Genomic DNA, 15,456 nt, shown 5'->3' on the forward strand with positions numbered 1-15,456 from the left:
AGGCGCGTATGAAGCTGGAGGGCCGTGTGTGCATCGTGACGGGAGGTGCCAAGGGGATGGGGGGCGCCATCTCCGCGGCTTTGGCACGGGAGGGTGCGCACGTGGTGATCGCAGGCCGGGACCGCGAGGCTCTGCAGGCGCACGCCGGTCGAATCCGCGCGGCCTTCCCCGAGCGCCAGGTGCTGCCGGTCAGGGTGGACGTGACGGACGAAGCGTCCGTGCAGGCGATGGCCCGGACGTGTGTGGATGCGTTCGGACGGATTGATGTCCTGGTGACCGCGCATGGGGTGATTGGGCCGATCGAGACGCCACTCCATGAAATCTCGTCGGAGGACTGGCACTACGTTTTGAACAGCAACCTGTACGGCGTCTTTCTGTGCTGCAAGGCGGTGGTTCCCGTCATGATGGCACAGCGCTACGGCAAGATCATCAACGTCGGTGGCACTTCCGGTTTGCGGGGCTACCGCTATCGGGCCGCGTACTCGTCGTCGAAGTGGGCGATCCGGGGTCTCACACGAACCCTTGCGCTCGAAGTGGGCCCACACAACGTGAACGTCAACGTCCTCGTGCCCGGGGTAGTGGAGGGAGATCGAATGACCATCATCGTCCGGGAAAAGGCACGCAAACAGGGCCGGGCCGCCGGGGAGGTGTACGAGGAATACGTTCGTGAGATGGCGCTGCGACGGTTCTCCACATCGGAGGACATCGCCGCGGCCGCGGTCTTTCTGGCGTCCGACGACAGCCGCCAGATCACCGGTCAGGAGATTGTGGTGGACGGAGGCTGGGACGTCTGATGGGTCCTCGGCCATTTCGTTACGAGCGGGCCACGAGTGTCGCCGACGTCATAGATTGCTTGCGGCGAGGGGGAGCGAACGCGAGAGTGCTGGCCGGCGGCCAGAGCCTGGTCCCGCTGATGAATTTGCGTTTGGTGGAACCCGAGCTGTTGGTGGACATCAACGACCTGCCCTTGGCCCACCTGCGAAGGGAAAACGACGCCATGGTGCTCGGTGCTCTGGTGCGCCACCAAACGCTCGAGGAGTCCGAGGAGGTCCGGGCGCTGTGCCCGTTGCTGTCGGAGGCTGCGGGCCTCGTCGGAAATGTCCGCGTGCGCGCTCTCGGCACCTTGGGAGGGAGCCTGGCACACGCGGACCCGGCGGCGGAGCTGCCGATGGTGTCCCTGGCTTTGGATGCTCAACTGGTCACGGAAGGACCGACCGGCTCACGCACCCTCCGATCGGAGGAGTTCTTCCGGGGGTACCTCACCACCGCCCTGGAGCCTGCGGAGCTGCTTACGGAGGTACGAGTGGCCGTACGGCAACCCCGGGAGGGATGGGCGGTTGAGGAGTTCGCGTTGCGCCAAGGTGACTTCGCAGTGGTTGCGGCCGCGGCGCGAGTGCAGCTCAACGACGAGGGAAGGGTGGACGTGGTTCGCCTCGCGCTGGCGGGCGTAGGACCGACGCCGGTCCGGGCACAGGGCGCAGAGGACCAGCTGGTGGGGGCGCCAGCAAACCCCAGGCGCGTCGAGGCCGCTTCCCGGCGGGCCGCCGCGGACATCCAGCCGGAGTCGGACGTCCACGCCAGCGCGGCTTACCGTCGCCACCTTACGTACGTGCTTGCGCGCCGGGCACTCACCCGGGCTCTGGCCCGCGCCGAGGAGGCAACACCATGAAGGAACGCACGCGGCTTTCCATCTCCTTCGAGCTCAACGGTAGCCCGCGCCGCATCGAGGTGGAAGCGCATCGTACCCTCCTGTCGGTGTTGAGAGATGACCTGGGGACTGTGGACGTCAAGGAGGGCTGTGACGAGGGGGTTTGCGGGACCTGTACCGTGCTGCTCGACGGCCGGGCGGTCAGTAGCTGCCTGGTACTCGCGCCGCGGGTGCACGGCGCGCGCATCACCACCCTCCTCGGGTTGTCGCCGGATGGCCGACCGCACCCGCTCAAGGAGATGTTTGTTCGCCACGGTGCGGTGCAGTGCGGGTTCTGCACACCCGGGATGGTGTTGACCGCCTACGCGTTCGTCCGGTCGCATCCGCAGACCACGCGCCAGGAGCTCCGCAAGGCTCTTGCAGGGAACCTGTGTCGGTGTACCGGCTATGCGAAGCTTCTGGACGCTGTGGAGGCCTACGTCCGGGAGGTGTGCAGTGTCCGCTAGGGAGGTGCTGGAGCGGGTCGGTTGGCGCGTCGTCGGGAAGCCCGTCCCGCGCCACGACGCGTGGGACAAGGTTCTGGCACGTACCGCGTACGCCGCGGACTGGGAAATGCCGGGGATGCTGGTGGGCAAGGTGCTGCGGTCGCTGCACCCGTCGGCCCGCATCGTCCGCCTGGACACTGAGCGGGCCCGATCCCTTCCGGGAGTGGTTGCGGTTCTCACAGCTCGAGACGTGCCCAGGAACACCCTGTGGACGGACGTGCCCGGCCAGACGACGGAGGTGGGACCCCTGCGGGCCAAGGTGCACGTGTTGGCTGAGGAGCGGGTCCGCTACCAGGGTGAACCTGTCGCCCTGGTAGCTGCGGAGTCAGAAGAACTGGCGGAGGAGGCGCTGCGGGCCATCGAGGTGGAGTACGACCCAGTGCCGGGGGTATTCGACCCCCAAGAGGCACTTTCGCCGGGCGCACCTCTCGTGCACTCGGACAGCAAGAGCAACCTCCTGGCGCGGTGGACCGTCCGGACCGGTGACGTGAGAGGGGCGTTGGCCCGGGCCGACGTGGTGGTCGAAGGGACTTACCGTACCCAGTTCGTGGACCATGCTTACCTGGAGCCGGAGGCGGGAGTGGCCTGGGTGGACTCGGACGGTGTGTTGACCATCCGGGTGGCCACCCAGGTGATCGAGCACTTCCGCGACGTGGCGGATGTCCTGGGCCTGCCGCACAACAAGGTCCGCGTCATCGGCACGTACTTGGGGGGTGGGTTCGGCGGGAAGGAAGACGTCACCGTGGAGGTATTCCTGGGGCTACTGGCGTGGGTGACGCGGCGGCCTGTGAAGATGGTTTGGACGCGGCAGGAGTCCCTGCTGGCGCGGCCCAAACGCCACCCCTTTGTCATGAGGTACCGCACGGGTGCGCTTCGCACGGGCGAGTTGGTCGCGCAGGAAGTAGAGCTGCTGGCGGACGCGGGCGCGTACGCCTTTCTCAGTGCCCTGGTCCTACTCTATGCGTCAACGACGGCATGCGGGCCGTACCGCGTCCCGAACGTGGCTGTGGACGCGCAAGTCGTCTACACCAACAACCCGCCCACCAGCGCCATGCGCGGTTTCGGGGCCATGCAGGTGGTCTTCGCGTACGAGCAGCAGATGGACCGTCTGGCCCGGGAGCTCGGAATGGACCCGGTGGAGCTTCGGGTTCGCAATGGCTTGCGCAAGGGTGACCGCTTACCCATCGGCCAGGTACTGGAGACGCACGTGGCCCTGCCTGAGGTCGCGCGCCGGGCGTGGCAAGCCCTAGGGCCCGCCCAGCCTCCTTCGGGGCCGCACCTGCGGGTAGGACGCGGGCTTGCATGCAACCTGCAGCCCTACGGGCGCATCGTCTGGCTCCATGATTGGGCGAGCGCCTGGGTGGGATTCGAGATGGACGGTAGCGTCCTCATACGCGCAGGGGTGCCGGACGTGGGCGCGGGCCAGGCCTCCTCCCTGTGCCAGATCGCCGGCGAAGTGCTCGGTGTTCCTCTGGATCGCGTCTCCATCCACGTATCCGACAGCGCTCTCACGCCGCTGGCGGGGACGACCACCGCCACGCGGCAGCTTATGATGTCCGGCAACGCGGTACTTCGCGCGGCGACCGAGCTTCGGGAACACGTCTTGCGGGTGGCCGCCCAACTGCTGGAGACGACCCCGGTGGAGTTGCAGCTGGATGGCCACGAGGTGCGTACGCCCGACGGCCGGTGTGTTTCCCTTGTGCGGGTCCTGCGCGAGTGTGCTCGGGTGGGTGTACCCCGCAGCGCTTTCGCAACCTACCATGCGCCAGCGGGCGATCCCATAGATTTGGACAGGGGCGGAGGGAGAGTGTTCCCCGACTTCACGTACGGCGCTCACGCTACAGAGGTGGAGGTAGACACGGAGACCGGGGCAATCCGGGTCCGGCGCTACGTAGCTTGCCACGACGTGGGGCAGGCCATCAACCCTCAGAGCGTCGAGGGGCAGATTCAGGGCGGAGCAGTGATGGGGATCGGATACGCGCTCATGGAAAGGGTGATCCTGGACGCAGGGAACAACCAGACCACGAGCTTCTCCACGTACCTGATTCCTACGAGTATGGACGTCCCTGACGTGATCCCCCTGGTGTTGGAGTCCGGGGAGGGCATGGGACCCTTCGGTGCTCGGGGTATCGGGGAGCCGCCGGTGGGGCCACCTGCGGCGGCTATCGCGAACGCCGTCTACGACGCGGTGGGCGTGCGCGTCACGGAACTACCGATAAGGTCGGAAGCCGTGGCCCGTGCGCTGTACGAACTTGCAGGACACAACGGATGAGAGGAGGGCAGGTGATGCGTAGGTTGCCGTTTGGTTGGCTCGTGGTGATGGTTGTCGCCTTGGGCTTGGCCCGAGGCGCGCCAGGTGCGCCCGCACCCGTTGTGAAGCTGGCGTTTCTCGGCCCGCTGACCGGGCCTAACGCCCCGCAGGGGCTGGGTGCGCGCAACGCCTTTGATCTGGCCATTCGTCAAGCCAACGCTTCGGGCCGGTTCCCGTACCGGATCGAGGGTGTGGTGCTGGATGACGCTTCCGACCCGGCGACCGGACGGGCTGCGGCGTTGCGGGCCGTTTCGGATCCTGCAGTGGTGGCTGCGACGGGCCACTGGAACAGCCCCGTAGCCTTTGCGACCATCGAGGTATTTCACGAGCACCGCACTCCCATCGTGATCTGGGGCGCCATCCACCCGGACATCACGCGCCGGGGCTACCCAGAGGTGACGCGCGTGGCTCCCACCGCGGAACAGGAAACCGCGGTCGGCGCGCGTTGGGTGATCCGTGACCTGCGTCTGCGGCGGTGGGCGGTGGTGCACGACACCACAACATACGGCAACTTTACGCGGGACGCTTTCGTGGGTACCGCGCGGGGTTTGGGTGGGGAGATCCTGAGCACAGACGGCATCAACGTGGGAGACCGGGACTTTAGCGCTCTGCTCACGCGCCTGCGGGGCCTAGGCCCCGACGCCGTCTTCTTCGGCGGAGTCGTCACGGAAGGAGCGCTTCTCCGGGCTCAGATGGTGCGTGCGCGGCTTGCCGCCGCCTTCTTCAGCATTTCAGGGATCTTCGACGACCGATTCATCGACGTGGCGACGGCCCCGTCCGCCGAGGGTACGCTGGCCATCAAACCGGGCGTCCCCCTGGAGGGGATCGCCACAGGTCGGCGGTTCATCGAGGACTACCGGACGGCCGGCTACCGAGAGCCGTACGGTGCGTACGGCCCGTACTCGTATGACGCCACGAACATCCTCTTGGAGGCGGTACGGCAGGTAGGCCCGGATCGGGCGAAGCTGGTGGATGCCGTCCGCAACATACGCCACCGGGGCCTCCTTGGAGAGGTGACCTTCGACCGGGAGGGACAGACCCGCCTGGTGGTTGTGACGCGGTACGTGGTCCAGGACGGCAAGTGGACGGTGTGGGAAGACTCCGAGTACGCGAAGGGTAGGCGCCAGGTGCGCTGATCCCTAGGCTGGGCGCGCTGTGGTGGTAGAGCAGCTGCTGAACGCTATGCTGCTGGCGGGCATGTACTCGCTGGTGGCCGTGGGGTTCACCCTCTTCTTTGGTGTGCTCGATCTGGTGAACTTCGCGCACGGAGAGATGGCCACCCTGGCGGTGTTTGTCTCGCTGGCGCTGCTGGTCTTGACGGCGTGGGGCTCCGGGGAGGCCATCTGGGGTGGAGTCCTAGCGGCGATAGTGCTTGTGGGCTGCGCAGGGGTGCTCGTGGAGCGCCTGGCCCTGCGCCGCTTGCGCGTGGCGCCACCGCTGCTGATGCTGTTGGCTACGGTCGGTGTTTCTATCGTCCTTCGAGAGGCCGTAAGGCTGCTGTACCCGGCCGGATCGAACCCGCAGGTGTTTCCCTCTCTGTTCCCGGGGGGCTCGGTCGCGTTGGGGGGCCTGAGGGTCCCTTACGACGCGGTGACCATCCTCGTGGTGGCCTGGTTGTTGATTGCGATGTGCGATCGATTCATCAACCGCACCCGCATGGGTGCGTGTATCCGTGCGGTGGCACAAGACCGAGAGGCAGCCCTCTTTATGGGCGTGGATCTTGACCGGACCGTTGCGGTCACCTTCTTTGTGGGATCCGCACTGGGTGCGGTTGCCGGCATCCTGAACGGCGCCTTCTACGGCATCGTACGGTACGACATGGGTCTGCTGATGGCGATCAAGGGGTTCTCGGCGGCGGTGGTGGGGGGGCTAGGGAGCTTTTACGGCGCTTTGGTGGGCAGCCTGGTGCTGGCCGGAGTGGAGACCGCCTCAGCGGCATACTTGCCGGGTGGGTCGCAGTTGCGCGACGTTCTCTCCTTCCTCTTAGTGATCGCCTTCCTCGTACTACGACCCACCGGCCTCCTGGGCGAGCGGTCCGTGGAGAAGGTATGAGCGTCCCGATGCCGTCCCGGGTGCTGATGGTGGAAGCTGCCATTGGCGCGTGGGTGTTCGCCTTCCTTCTGGTGGAATCCTGGGCAGGTCTTGCCCTCCTACTCGCTGCGGGCGCGGGGGGCGGCGTGTGGGCGGGTCGATGGACCGCGGGACGAGACGGACGGCCGTTCGGAGCGGTGCGGGAGTGTGCGGGGTGGGCCCTGGGCGGCCTCGCGGTGTGGGTACTTTTGATACCCTTCGTGCTGCGGGGGAGTCCTTACTGGTTGTTTGTCCTCGTGTTGGCCGGAGTCCACGCACTGATGGCCGTGGGACTCAATGTCCAGGTCGGCAGTACCGAAATGGTCAATTTGGGGTTCGCGGGATTCGCGGCGATCGGTGCCTACACCTCCGCGGTGCTGAGCCGGGAGGTGGGGTGGGATCCCTGGTTGGGAACTGTGGCCGGTGCCGTGGTCACCTGCGCGGTGGGGGTGCTCGTGGGACTCCCCGCCGCCCGTACGCGCGGGTACTACTACTCTTTGGTGACCATCGCCTTCGGCATCGTCGTGTACTTGGTGCTCGTGAACTTGACCGCGGTTGGGGGGCCGTCCGGGCTAGGTCGCATTCCGCCGCTGTCCGTGGGTAACCTCTCCCTGCGGGCTCCTGTGTCGGTCGCCGGCCTCTCCCTACCCGCGCAGGCGACGTCTTTCTATCTGACGGCTGTGGTGCTCGCGGCCGCCGCATGGATCGCGCAGCGTTTGCATCGCTCGGAGCTGGGACTTGTGTGGAACGCGCTACGGGAGGACGAAGTAGCCACGCGCTGTCTCGGGGTGGACGTGACTCGGGCGAAGCTGTGGGCCATGGGGTTCGGGACATTCCTAGGTGGGCTCGCGGGAGCCCTTTACGCGCACACCGTGGGTTTCATCGCGCCGGACAACTTTACGTTTCTCCACTCTGTGATGCTTGTGAGCATGGTGATCCTGGGAGGGGCGGATCACGTGGCTGGCGTGGTGGTGGGCGCGGTCCTGCTCACGGTGGTGCCCGAGAAGTTCCGGGCCTTTCAGGACTACCGGCTGCTGCTGTATGGCGCGGTGCTGCTGGGCATGCTCCACGTGAGGCCGCGGGGCCTGCTGCCGAAAGGCACGCGCAGCTACCCCTCGGTCTCCGGATCGCACACCGTGCCGCGCGCGGGGAGGCGGGTTGAGTCCGACACCGTTGCTGTCCGCTGAGGGTTTGCTCATACGGTTCGGCGGGCTCACGGCCCTGGACGGTGTGAGCCTGGAGGTGAACCGAGGGGAAGTCGTGGCGATTATCGGGCCTAACGGATCCGGGAAAACCACCCTTTTCAACGTGGTCATGGGGATCTACCCTCCGCACCGCGGCCGGGTGGCACTGAAGGGAGAGGATGTGACAGGGCTGCCCGCCCACCAAGTGGTGCAGCGTGGGGTGGCTCGTACGTTCCAGGTCAGCCGTCTGTTCTTAGACCTGTCCGTGCTCGACAACGTGATGCTGGGCTGCGTCGGGCCCCTGCGAACGCGGTGGTCGGACCTTTTGATGAGTCCGCGGGTGTCAGAGAGGCGTCTGCGGGAGGTGGCAGAGCGGGCAGCCGCCCTGCTCGAGGAAGTAAGCCCCGACCTCAGGCGCCGGTGTTACCGCGCCGCCCGTGAACTGACGCTGGCCGAACGCCGTCGATTGGAGCTGTGCCGCGCGCTGGCCAGCGACCCGGAACTCCTTCTGCTGGACGAGCCGTCGGCGGGTCTGGACGTGCGGGAGACGCAAGCCCTCATGGACGAGGTGTCGGGTCTGCGCGGCCACCGGCCCAACCTAGGGGTGGCCCTCATCGAGCACGACATGGCCGTGGTTCGCGGTCTGGCGGAGCGGGTGGTGGCGCTGAACTACGGCCGCAAGATTGCAGAGGGGAGCTTCGAAGAGGTGGCGGCGAGCCCGGAGGTCCGGGAGGCGTACCTGGGCGCATGAGTGTGTTGCTGGAGCTGAGGGAAGTGTCTGCGTGGTATGGGGCGGTGCGGGCCCTGCAGGATGTGTCGCTCCGGGTTCACGAAGGTGAGGTCGTGTGCCTGCTAGGAGCCAACGGAGCCGGGAAAACGACCGTCGTACGCTGCGTGGTGGGAGTTCTCCGTCCGCGTAGTGGCCAGGTGTGGCTCGGCGGCCGTCGCGTCGACAGCTCGCCACCGGCGCAAGTGGTCGCGTGGGGCCTGGGTGTGGTGCCTGAGGGGCGCCGCCTGTTCCCTAAGATGACGGTCGAGGAGAACCTGAGAATGGGAGCGTTGCACGTCCGCTCCGAGGAACGTGTCCGGCAGGGGCTGAGCGAGGTGTACGAGTTGTTTCCTGTCCTTCGGGAACGCCGGCAGCAGCTTGCGGGCACGCTGTCCGGGGGAGAGCAGTCCATGGTAGCGATCGGCCGAGGGATCGTGTCTTCACCGCGCCTGCTTTTGCTGGACGAGCCGTCCCTGGGTTTGTCGCCCCGCCTGACGAGGGAGCTGCTGGGAGCAGTCCACCGGGTCGCGCATAAGGGTACGACGGTCTTGCTTGTCGAGCAGAACGCCACCCAGGCGCTCGCAGTGGCCTCCCGAGGTTACGTGCTCGAGAAGGGCAGGGTGGTGGCGGAGGGGACAGCGTCGGAACTCGCAACCAGCCAATCGCTACAGACCGCGTACTTGCGGCTCTCATAAGAAGGAGGAAACGGGCGATGGCATTCGAAATCCGCGAGCGCCTGCTCATCGGGGGCGACTGGGTACCCGGAGGCGATCCAGTCGAGGTTCGGAACAAGTACACGGGGGAGGTTCTCGCAACGCTGCCGACGGCGCGCCGGGAGGACGTGGACGCCGCGGTGGGAGCCGCGAGCATAGCCGCGGAGCGGATGGCGGAGTTGCCTGCGTACCGGCGGGCGGAGGTCCTTGCTCGAGTTGCGTCCGCCTTGCGGGAACGGCGGGAAGAAGTGGCGCGCCTGATCGCTGCGGAGGCAGGCAAGGCGCTCAAGTACGCCCGTGTGGAAGTGGACCGGGCCATCAACACCTTCAACGTGGCGAGCGAGGAGGCCAAGCGCATCCATGGAGAGACCGTCCCCCTCGACGCCGTCCCTCAGGGAGACGGCTACTTTGGGTTTTATATCCGGCGGCCTGTTGGAGTCGTAGCAGCGATCACCCCATTCAACTTCCCTCTGAATCTGGTAGCACACAAAGTGGCGCCGGCGATCGCGGCGGGGAATGCGATCGTGCTCAAGCCTGCGACCACCACACCGCTGACAGCGGTCGTTCTGTGTGAACTGCTCGAGGACGCCGGGCTACCTTCGGGAGGGATCAACCTGGTGCTGGGGCCCGGCGGTTCCGTGGGTGAGTGGCTGGTGAGCGACCAGCGGGTGGCGAAGGTAACGTTTACCGGGAGCACGGACGTGGCACGTCGGATTACGGAGTGCGCGGGGATCAAAAAGGTGACGTTTGAGCTGGGCAATACGTCGCCGGTAATTGTCGCGCCGGACGCTGATCTGGAGGACGTGGCGCGGCGGTGTGCCGTGGGTGCGTACTACAACTCCGGACAGGTGTGCCTTTCTGTGCAGAGGGTGTATGCTCAACGAAAGGAGTACGAACCGTTCCTGGAGCGGTTCGCGGACGCGGCGGAGTCTATGGTCGTCGGGGATCCACTGGACGAACGGGTCGATGTGGGACCGATGATCGACGAACGAGAAGCGGTACGGATTGAGCAGTGGGTCCGCGAGGCGGTGGAGGAGGGAGCGCGGATCGTGGTTGGCGGGCGGCGAGAGGGCCCGGTTTACTGGCCAACTGTCCTGGCGGACGTAGGGCCCGAGATGAAGGTGGTAGCGCAGGAGGCCTTTGCGCCGGTCGCCTCCGTGATTCCCTACGAGGACTTTGAGGAGGCGCTGCGGGCTGCAGACCGAACGCCGTATGGGTTGCAGGCGGCAGTCTTCACAAGGGACCTGGGCCGCGTGTTCCAGGCGATTCGCCGGTTGAATTTCGGCGGGATCGTCATAAACGACGTCCCCACGTTCCGGGTGGATCACATGCCGTACGGTGGGAACCGGCAGAGCGGTGTCGGCCGGGAGGGCGTGCGGTTCGCGATGGAGGAGATGACGAGCATTCAAATGGTCGTGATCCGAACGGGCCTGTAATCCCGTCTCCGGGGCGTTGTCAACGGGTTTTGGGTTTCGGTGAGACAATCTGCCCGTGAGCCACAACCGCCCCCGTCACCTCCCCCATCGGGCGGAGGAAGCTTCGGCGCCCGCACACCGATGCGCATTACGGCTTCGTCCCTCGCCATCACCATCCGCTTGCTCGTCGGGCGCCTTCGACCTGTCGGAACAGTAGACGCCCCCGGGGAGAGGGGGTGTGGCCTAGGGGGAAACCGCGGCCTGAGAGTGCGAAGTCAGGGTAGCGGCTTGCGCACGCTGCGTCAGCGCGTGGAGCGGGTCGGGGAGGCCTCCGGCACAGGGACCCAAGAAGTGGCGTGCATCACGGGGCAGGGACGGACGGCGCAGAACTGACGCACGACCCGGCCCCACCGGCGTAGCAGCGACCGGGCACGGTGGCTTCCGGTCGCCTCGTGGTAGCGGACCAGCAGCGACCGCAACTTTTCCGCTTCGTCCTCCGTGAGCGGCGCGGTCTGGACGGAGTCCGCGTTGACCTGGTGGCCCAGCACTCCGGCGTCGTCCAGCACGTACGCGCACCCACCGGTCATGCCGGCACCGAAGTTGCGGCCCACCGGCCCGAGGACGACCACGACCCCGCCGGTCATGTACTCGCAGCAGTGGTCGCCGGCGCCCTCGACCACCGCGACCGCGCCGCTGTTGCGCACCGCGAACCGTTCACCCGCCCGGCCCGCCGCGAAGAACATCCCGCCGGTGGCCCCGTACAGTACGGTGTTGCCGGCAATCGTGTGCCGCCAGCTTTCCCGGTGCAGCGGCGGCGGGGGCACGATCACGATCTCGCCCCCCGACATGCCCTTGCCGACGTAGTCGTTGGCCTCGCCTACCAGCCGGAGGTGCATCCCCGGTACGCAGAACGCCCCGAAGCTCTGGCCGGCAGCACCCTCAAAGGTCAGGCGCAGGGTGCCCTCCGACAGCCCCTCGTCGCCCCACCGCTGGGCGATTTCACCCGCGAGGGTGGCGCCCACGGCGCGGTCCCGATTGGTGATGGGGTGGCGTCCTTCTGCCGGAACCCCGTGCTCCACCGTCTGGCGGTACTGCTGCACCAGCAGACGGTTCAACTTGCCCTCCACGGGTAGCGGGTTCGCGATGCGGCCGCGCCGCTCACCGTCCGCCGGCTGCAGGATCTCCGAGAGGTCCAGGCGTTCGGCGCGGTACAGGCTCACGTCGTCCCGCACGCGCAGCAGGTCCAAACGGCCGATGATCTCGCCCAGGGATCGGACACCCAGTCGCGCCAGCTGCGAGCGGACGTCCTCGGCCAGGGTGCGGAAGTACGTCTCCACCCGCTCGGGCGTGCCGGGAAACCTCGCGCGCAGGTCCTCCCGCTGGGTGGCGATGCCCACCGGGCAGGTGTTGGAGTGGCACTGCCGGGCCATCACGCAGCCCAGGGCCACCAAAGCCGCGGTGCCGAACCCGAATTCGTCGGCCCCCAGCAAAGCCGCCAGCACCACGTCGCGCCCCACCTTGAACCCCCCGTCCACCCGCAGCCGCACCCGGCCGAGCAGGCCGTTGGCGCTCAGCGCGCGCCGGGCATCGCTCAGCCCCACTTCCCAGGGCAAACCCGCGTTCTTGATGGAGTCCAGAGGAGAGGCGCCCGTGCCGCCCTCGTGGCCGCTGATCTGGATGACGTCCGCGAATCCCTTGGCCACGCCGGAGGCGATGGTACCCACGCCCGTGGTGGCCACCAGCTTCACGGCCACGTGCGCGGTGGGGTGCACCTGCTTGAGGTCGTAGATGAGCTGTGCGAGGTCTTCGATGCTGTAGATGTCGTGGTGAGGGGGTGGGGAGATGAGGGTCGTTTTGGGCTGCGTCTTGCGCAGCCGCGCGATCTCCTCGGTCACCTTGAAGCCGAGCAGCTGGCCGCCTTCGCCGGGCTTGCTGCCCTGGGCCATCTTGATCTCGATCTCGCGTGCCGACCTCAGATAACCGGCGGTGACGCCGAACCGTCCGGAGGCCACCTGCTTGATGGTGGTGTTGGGCCAATCCCCGTTGGGCTCCACCGACCGGCGCGCGGGATCCTCGCCGCCCTCGCCGCTGTTGCACCGCATGCCCAACCGGTTGGCGGCGATCGCCAACGTCTGGTGGGCCTCCCGGGACAGCGCGCCGTGGGACATGGCGGAGATTGCGAATCGCCGCAGGATCGCTTGGGCGCCTTCCACCTCCTCGACCGGCAGCGGGGGGCCGGCGGGGACGATCTCCAGGAGGTCCCGCAGCGCTAGGGGAGGCCGTGCACCGACGGTGTCCACCAGCGTGCGGACGTTCCCGTCGCGTCCGGTGAGGCTCACGCCGTGGATGGCGCGTACGACCTCGGGGTCGTAGGCATGGACTTCGCCCCCGCGCCGGAACCGGTAGAACCCCGTGTCCGGCAGCACGGAGTAGGGCCGGTGGTGGACTTGGCAGAAGGCCGCGTGGCGTTGCAGCACGTCGCGGCAGATCGCCTCCAGCCCCACGCCCGGGGCGTGGGTCGGCGTGCCAGGAAAGTAGCGCTCCACCAGCGCGCGTTGCAGTCCCAGCGCCTCGAAGACCTGAGCTCCGCAGTATGCCGACAGCGTGGCGATCCCCATCTTCGCCATGACCTTCAGCAGCCCACCTTCCAGGGCGCGGACGAGGTTGGCGGCACCGTCGGGCGCCAGCGCCTGGGCGGTCTGCAGCGCCAGGTATGGGCAGACCGCCTCCGCCCCGTACCCGATCAGGCAGGCGACGTGGTGGACCTCGCGGGCTTCTGCGGTCTCGACGACGATGCCCGCCCGCATGCGCAGGCCTTCGCGGATCAGGTGGTGGTGGACGGCGGAGGTCGCCAGCAGCATCGGGATCGCTGCCCGCTCCGAGTCGACGCCCCGATCCGTCAGGACGATCAGGCTGTGGCCCGCCCGCACGCGCTCTGCGGCCTCGCGGCAGAGCTGTTCGAGGGCGTCCTGCATTCCGGCGGTGCCGCCTGCGGGGTTGAACAGCGCTGCCACCTTGGCCGCGCGCAGAGGGGTGTGGCGGATCCAGTGGAAGTCGGCCACGATCGGACTGCGCAGTTCCACCACCTCGGCGTGCTCCGGTGTCTGGGTGAGCAGCGACCGACGCGGGCCCAGCCGCACGTCCAGCGACATGACCACGCGCTCGCGCAGCGGATCGATCGGTGGGTTGGTTACTTGGGCAAAGCGCTGGCGGAAGAACTGGTACAGGAGCCGGGGCCTGGCCGACAGCGCCGCAGGTGGCGTGTCGTCGCCCATCGAGCCGACGGCATCCCTGCCGTCGGAGGCCATCGCGCGCAGCACGCGGTCCACGTCTTCCTTCGTATAGCCGAAGGCCACGTGGAGGGCGTGCAGGTCGCCTGCGTGCTCGAGGTGGCGCCGCGCCCCCACGTCCGGTTCGACGATGCGTGACGCCCACCCGGCGTAGGGGGCGCGGGCGGCCAGGACGCGGCGGATCTCGGGATGCCGCAGGACGGCCTTGCGTTGGAGGTCGACCGCGATCGTCTGCCCCGGACCGAGGCGGCTGCGCTCCAGCACGCGGCCGGCCGGGACGGGTACGACGCCCACCTCCGACGCGGCCACGACCCACCCATCGCGCGTCACGGTGTAGCGGACAGGGCGTAGGCCGTTGCGGTCCAGCGCCATGCCGACGACGGTGCCGTCGAAGAATGCCACCGCCGCCGGCCCGTCCCACGGTTCGGCCAGGCAGGCGTGGTAGCGGTAGAAGCCGCGCACGTCGGGATCCAGGTCGGCGGCACCCTCCCAGGCTTCGGGTACCAGCATCCGCAGCGCGTGCAGTACGTCGCGCCCGCTGCGCCGCAGCAGTTCGAGGACGTTGTCCAGCATGGCGCTGTCGCTGCCGCCTTCCTGGACGATCGGGAGCAGATCGCAGATCGCCTCACCCCAAAGGGGGCTGCGCAGGTCGGCCTGGCGTGCGCGCATCCAGTGGACGTTGCCCAGCAACGTGTTGATCTCGCCGTTGTGTGCCAGGAGGCGGAACGGTTGCGCCAGCGGCCACGACGGGCTGGTGTTGGTGCTGTAGCGCTGGTGGAACACCGCGGCCCGCACGGCGAAGTCAGGGTCCTGCAGGTCCAAATAGAAACGCTCCAGTTGCGGCGCCGACACCAGCGCCTTGTAGACGACCGTGCGGCAGGACAGGGAAGCGACGTAGGCGCGCGCTGGTGCCAGGCGGCGCTCGATCCGGCGACGCGCACGATACAGCAGGCGTTCCGTGGTCTCCTCGTCGAGGTCTTCGGGGCCGAAAACAAAGGCCTGCTCGATGCGCGGCAGGGTCCTCGCGGCGTGTTCGCCCAGCGCCGCCGGTTGGATAGGCGGCTGGCGCCATCCGGCCAGCCGCAGACCCAGCGATCCGAACTCCTCCTCGCAGGTGCGACAACATGCTGCGTGGGCGTCCGGGTCGGTCGGGAAGAAGAAGACGCCGACGGCCAACCGCCCGGGCTGCGGGTGGACGTCCATCTCGCGCAGGATGCGGGCAAACAGCCCTCGCGGGATGTCGGTCAGCAGGCCCGCACCGTCGCCGGTGCGTCCGTCGGCTGCCTGCGCGCCGCGGTGCGCCAGGTTGCGCAGAGCCCCCAGCGCGCTCTGCAGGACCGCGTGGGAAGCGCTTCCGTCGGTGCGCGTGACGAATCCGACGCCGCAGGCGTCTTTTTCATCCCGTTCGGCAGGCGTTGCGGTGTGGCAGGAGGTGTGCATGGACACTTGGCGCGCTCCTATAGAAAGAGCCCGAGGGGGTCTCGTTGTGAGGAACCTCCCCCTCGGGCTTC

The 15,456-nt window shown here is 67.7% G+C and carries 11 protein-coding genes; 10 read left to right on the top strand and 1 reads right to left on the bottom strand.

Features of this window, described 5'->3' with window-relative positions; translation table 11 throughout:
- The first annotated feature begins 8 nt into the window (after window positions 1-8).
- Genes QN163_01785 through QN163_01830 form a run of 10 tightly spaced genes read left to right on the top strand, consistent with a single transcriptional unit; the run spans window position 9 to window position 10,676 of the window.
- Window positions 9-794 carry an SDR family NAD(P)-dependent oxidoreductase gene (locus QN163_01785; GenBank protein ID MDR5682745.1) on the top strand — a complete coding sequence of 262 codons (786 nt, stop codon included), beginning with the start codon at window positions 9-11 and terminating at the stop codon, window positions 792-794.
- Window positions 794-1,669: a xanthine dehydrogenase family protein subunit M gene (locus QN163_01790; GenBank protein ID MDR5682746.1), complete on the top strand. Its 876-nt coding sequence runs from the start codon at window positions 794-796 to the stop codon at window positions 1,667-1,669. Before QN163_01785 ends, QN163_01790 begins: the two co-directional genes overlap by 1 nt.
- Window positions 1,666-2,154: a (2Fe-2S)-binding protein gene (locus QN163_01795; protein ID MDR5682747.1), complete on the top strand. Its 489-nt coding sequence runs from the start codon at window positions 1,666-1,668 to the stop codon at window positions 2,152-2,154. Before QN163_01790 ends, QN163_01795 begins: the two co-directional genes overlap by 4 nt.
- The gene (locus QN163_01800) at window positions 2,144-4,465 is read left to right on the top strand and encodes a xanthine dehydrogenase family protein molybdopterin-binding subunit (GenBank protein MDR5682748.1); all 2,322 of its coding nucleotides are present in this window, start codon (window positions 2,144-2,146) and stop codon (window positions 4,463-4,465) included. Before QN163_01795 ends, QN163_01800 begins: the two co-directional genes overlap by 11 nt.
- Before the next feature lie 14 nt (window positions 4,466-4,479).
- Window positions 4,480-5,640: a branched-chain amino acid ABC transporter substrate-binding protein gene (locus QN163_01805; protein ID MDR5682749.1), complete on the top strand. Its 1,161-nt coding sequence runs from the start codon at window positions 4,480-4,482 to the stop codon at window positions 5,638-5,640.
- 19 nt (window positions 5,641-5,659) lie between these two features.
- On the top strand, window positions 5,660-6,556 hold the full coding sequence (locus QN163_01810) for a branched-chain amino acid ABC transporter permease (protein ID MDR5682750.1): 897 nt from the start codon (window positions 5,660-5,662) through the stop codon (window positions 6,554-6,556).
- Window positions 6,553-7,761, top strand: coding sequence for a branched-chain amino acid ABC transporter permease (locus tag QN163_01815; GenBank protein ID MDR5682751.1), 1,209 nt, complete (start codon window positions 6,553-6,555; stop codon window positions 7,759-7,761). Before QN163_01810 ends, QN163_01815 begins: the two co-directional genes overlap by 4 nt.
- Window positions 7,733-8,509 carry an ABC transporter ATP-binding protein gene (locus tag QN163_01820; protein ID MDR5682752.1) on the top strand — a complete coding sequence of 259 codons (777 nt, stop codon included), beginning with the start codon at window positions 7,733-7,735 and terminating at the stop codon, window positions 8,507-8,509. The genes QN163_01815 and QN163_01820 overlap by 29 nt, the downstream gene beginning before the upstream one ends.
- Entirely contained in the window at window positions 8,506-9,222 is a 717-nt protein-coding gene (locus QN163_01825; GenBank protein ID MDR5682753.1) for an ABC transporter ATP-binding protein, read from the top strand. Before QN163_01820 ends, QN163_01825 begins: the two co-directional genes overlap by 4 nt.
- A 17-nt stretch (window positions 9,223-9,239) precedes the next feature.
- Window positions 9,240-10,676 (top strand): aldehyde dehydrogenase family protein, encoded by a 1,437-nt coding sequence (locus tag QN163_01830; protein MDR5682754.1) that lies wholly within the window; start codon window positions 9,240-9,242, stop codon window positions 10,674-10,676.
- Window positions 10,677-10,957: 281 nt separating this feature from the next.
- Here QN163_01830 and gltB read toward each other — a convergent pair whose 3' ends face one another.
- Entirely contained in the window at window positions 10,958-15,385 is a 4,428-nt protein-coding gene (gene gltB / locus QN163_01835; GenBank protein MDR5682755.1) for a glutamate synthase large subunit, read from the bottom strand.
- Window positions 15,386-15,456: the final 71 nt, after the last annotated feature.

It is taken from the genome of Armatimonadota bacterium (genome assembly GCA_031432545.1).
GTDB classification, from domain to species: Bacteria; Sysuimicrobiota; Sysuimicrobiia; order Sysuimicrobiales; family Sysuimicrobiaceae; genus Caldifonticola; species Caldifonticola tengchongensis.

Coding starts and splice junctions, on each gene's coding strand:
- QN163_01790 (MDR5682746.1), top strand. CDS start 794: ATGGGTCCTCGGCCATTTCGTTACGAGCGGGCCACGAGTGTCGCCGAC.
- QN163_01785 (MDR5682745.1), top strand. CDS start 9: ATGAAGCTGGAGGGCCGTGTGTGCATCGTGACGGGAGGTGCCAAGGGG.
- QN163_01830 (MDR5682754.1), top strand. CDS start 9,240: ATGGCATTCGAAATCCGCGAGCGCCTGCTCATCGGGGGCGACTGGGTA.
- gltB (MDR5682755.1), bottom strand. CDS start 15,385: ATGCACACCTCCTGCCACACCGCAACGCCTGCCGAACGGGATGAAAAA.
- QN163_01825 (MDR5682753.1), top strand. CDS start 8,506: ATGAGTGTGTTGCTGGAGCTGAGGGAAGTGTCTGCGTGGTATGGGGCG.
- QN163_01795 (MDR5682747.1), top strand. CDS start 1,666: ATGAAGGAACGCACGCGGCTTTCCATCTCCTTCGAGCTCAACGGTAGC.
- QN163_01805 (MDR5682749.1), top strand. CDS start 4,480: ATGCGTAGGTTGCCGTTTGGTTGGCTCGTGGTGATGGTTGTCGCCTTG.
- QN163_01815 (MDR5682751.1), top strand. CDS start 6,553: ATGAGCGTCCCGATGCCGTCCCGGGTGCTGATGGTGGAAGCTGCCATT.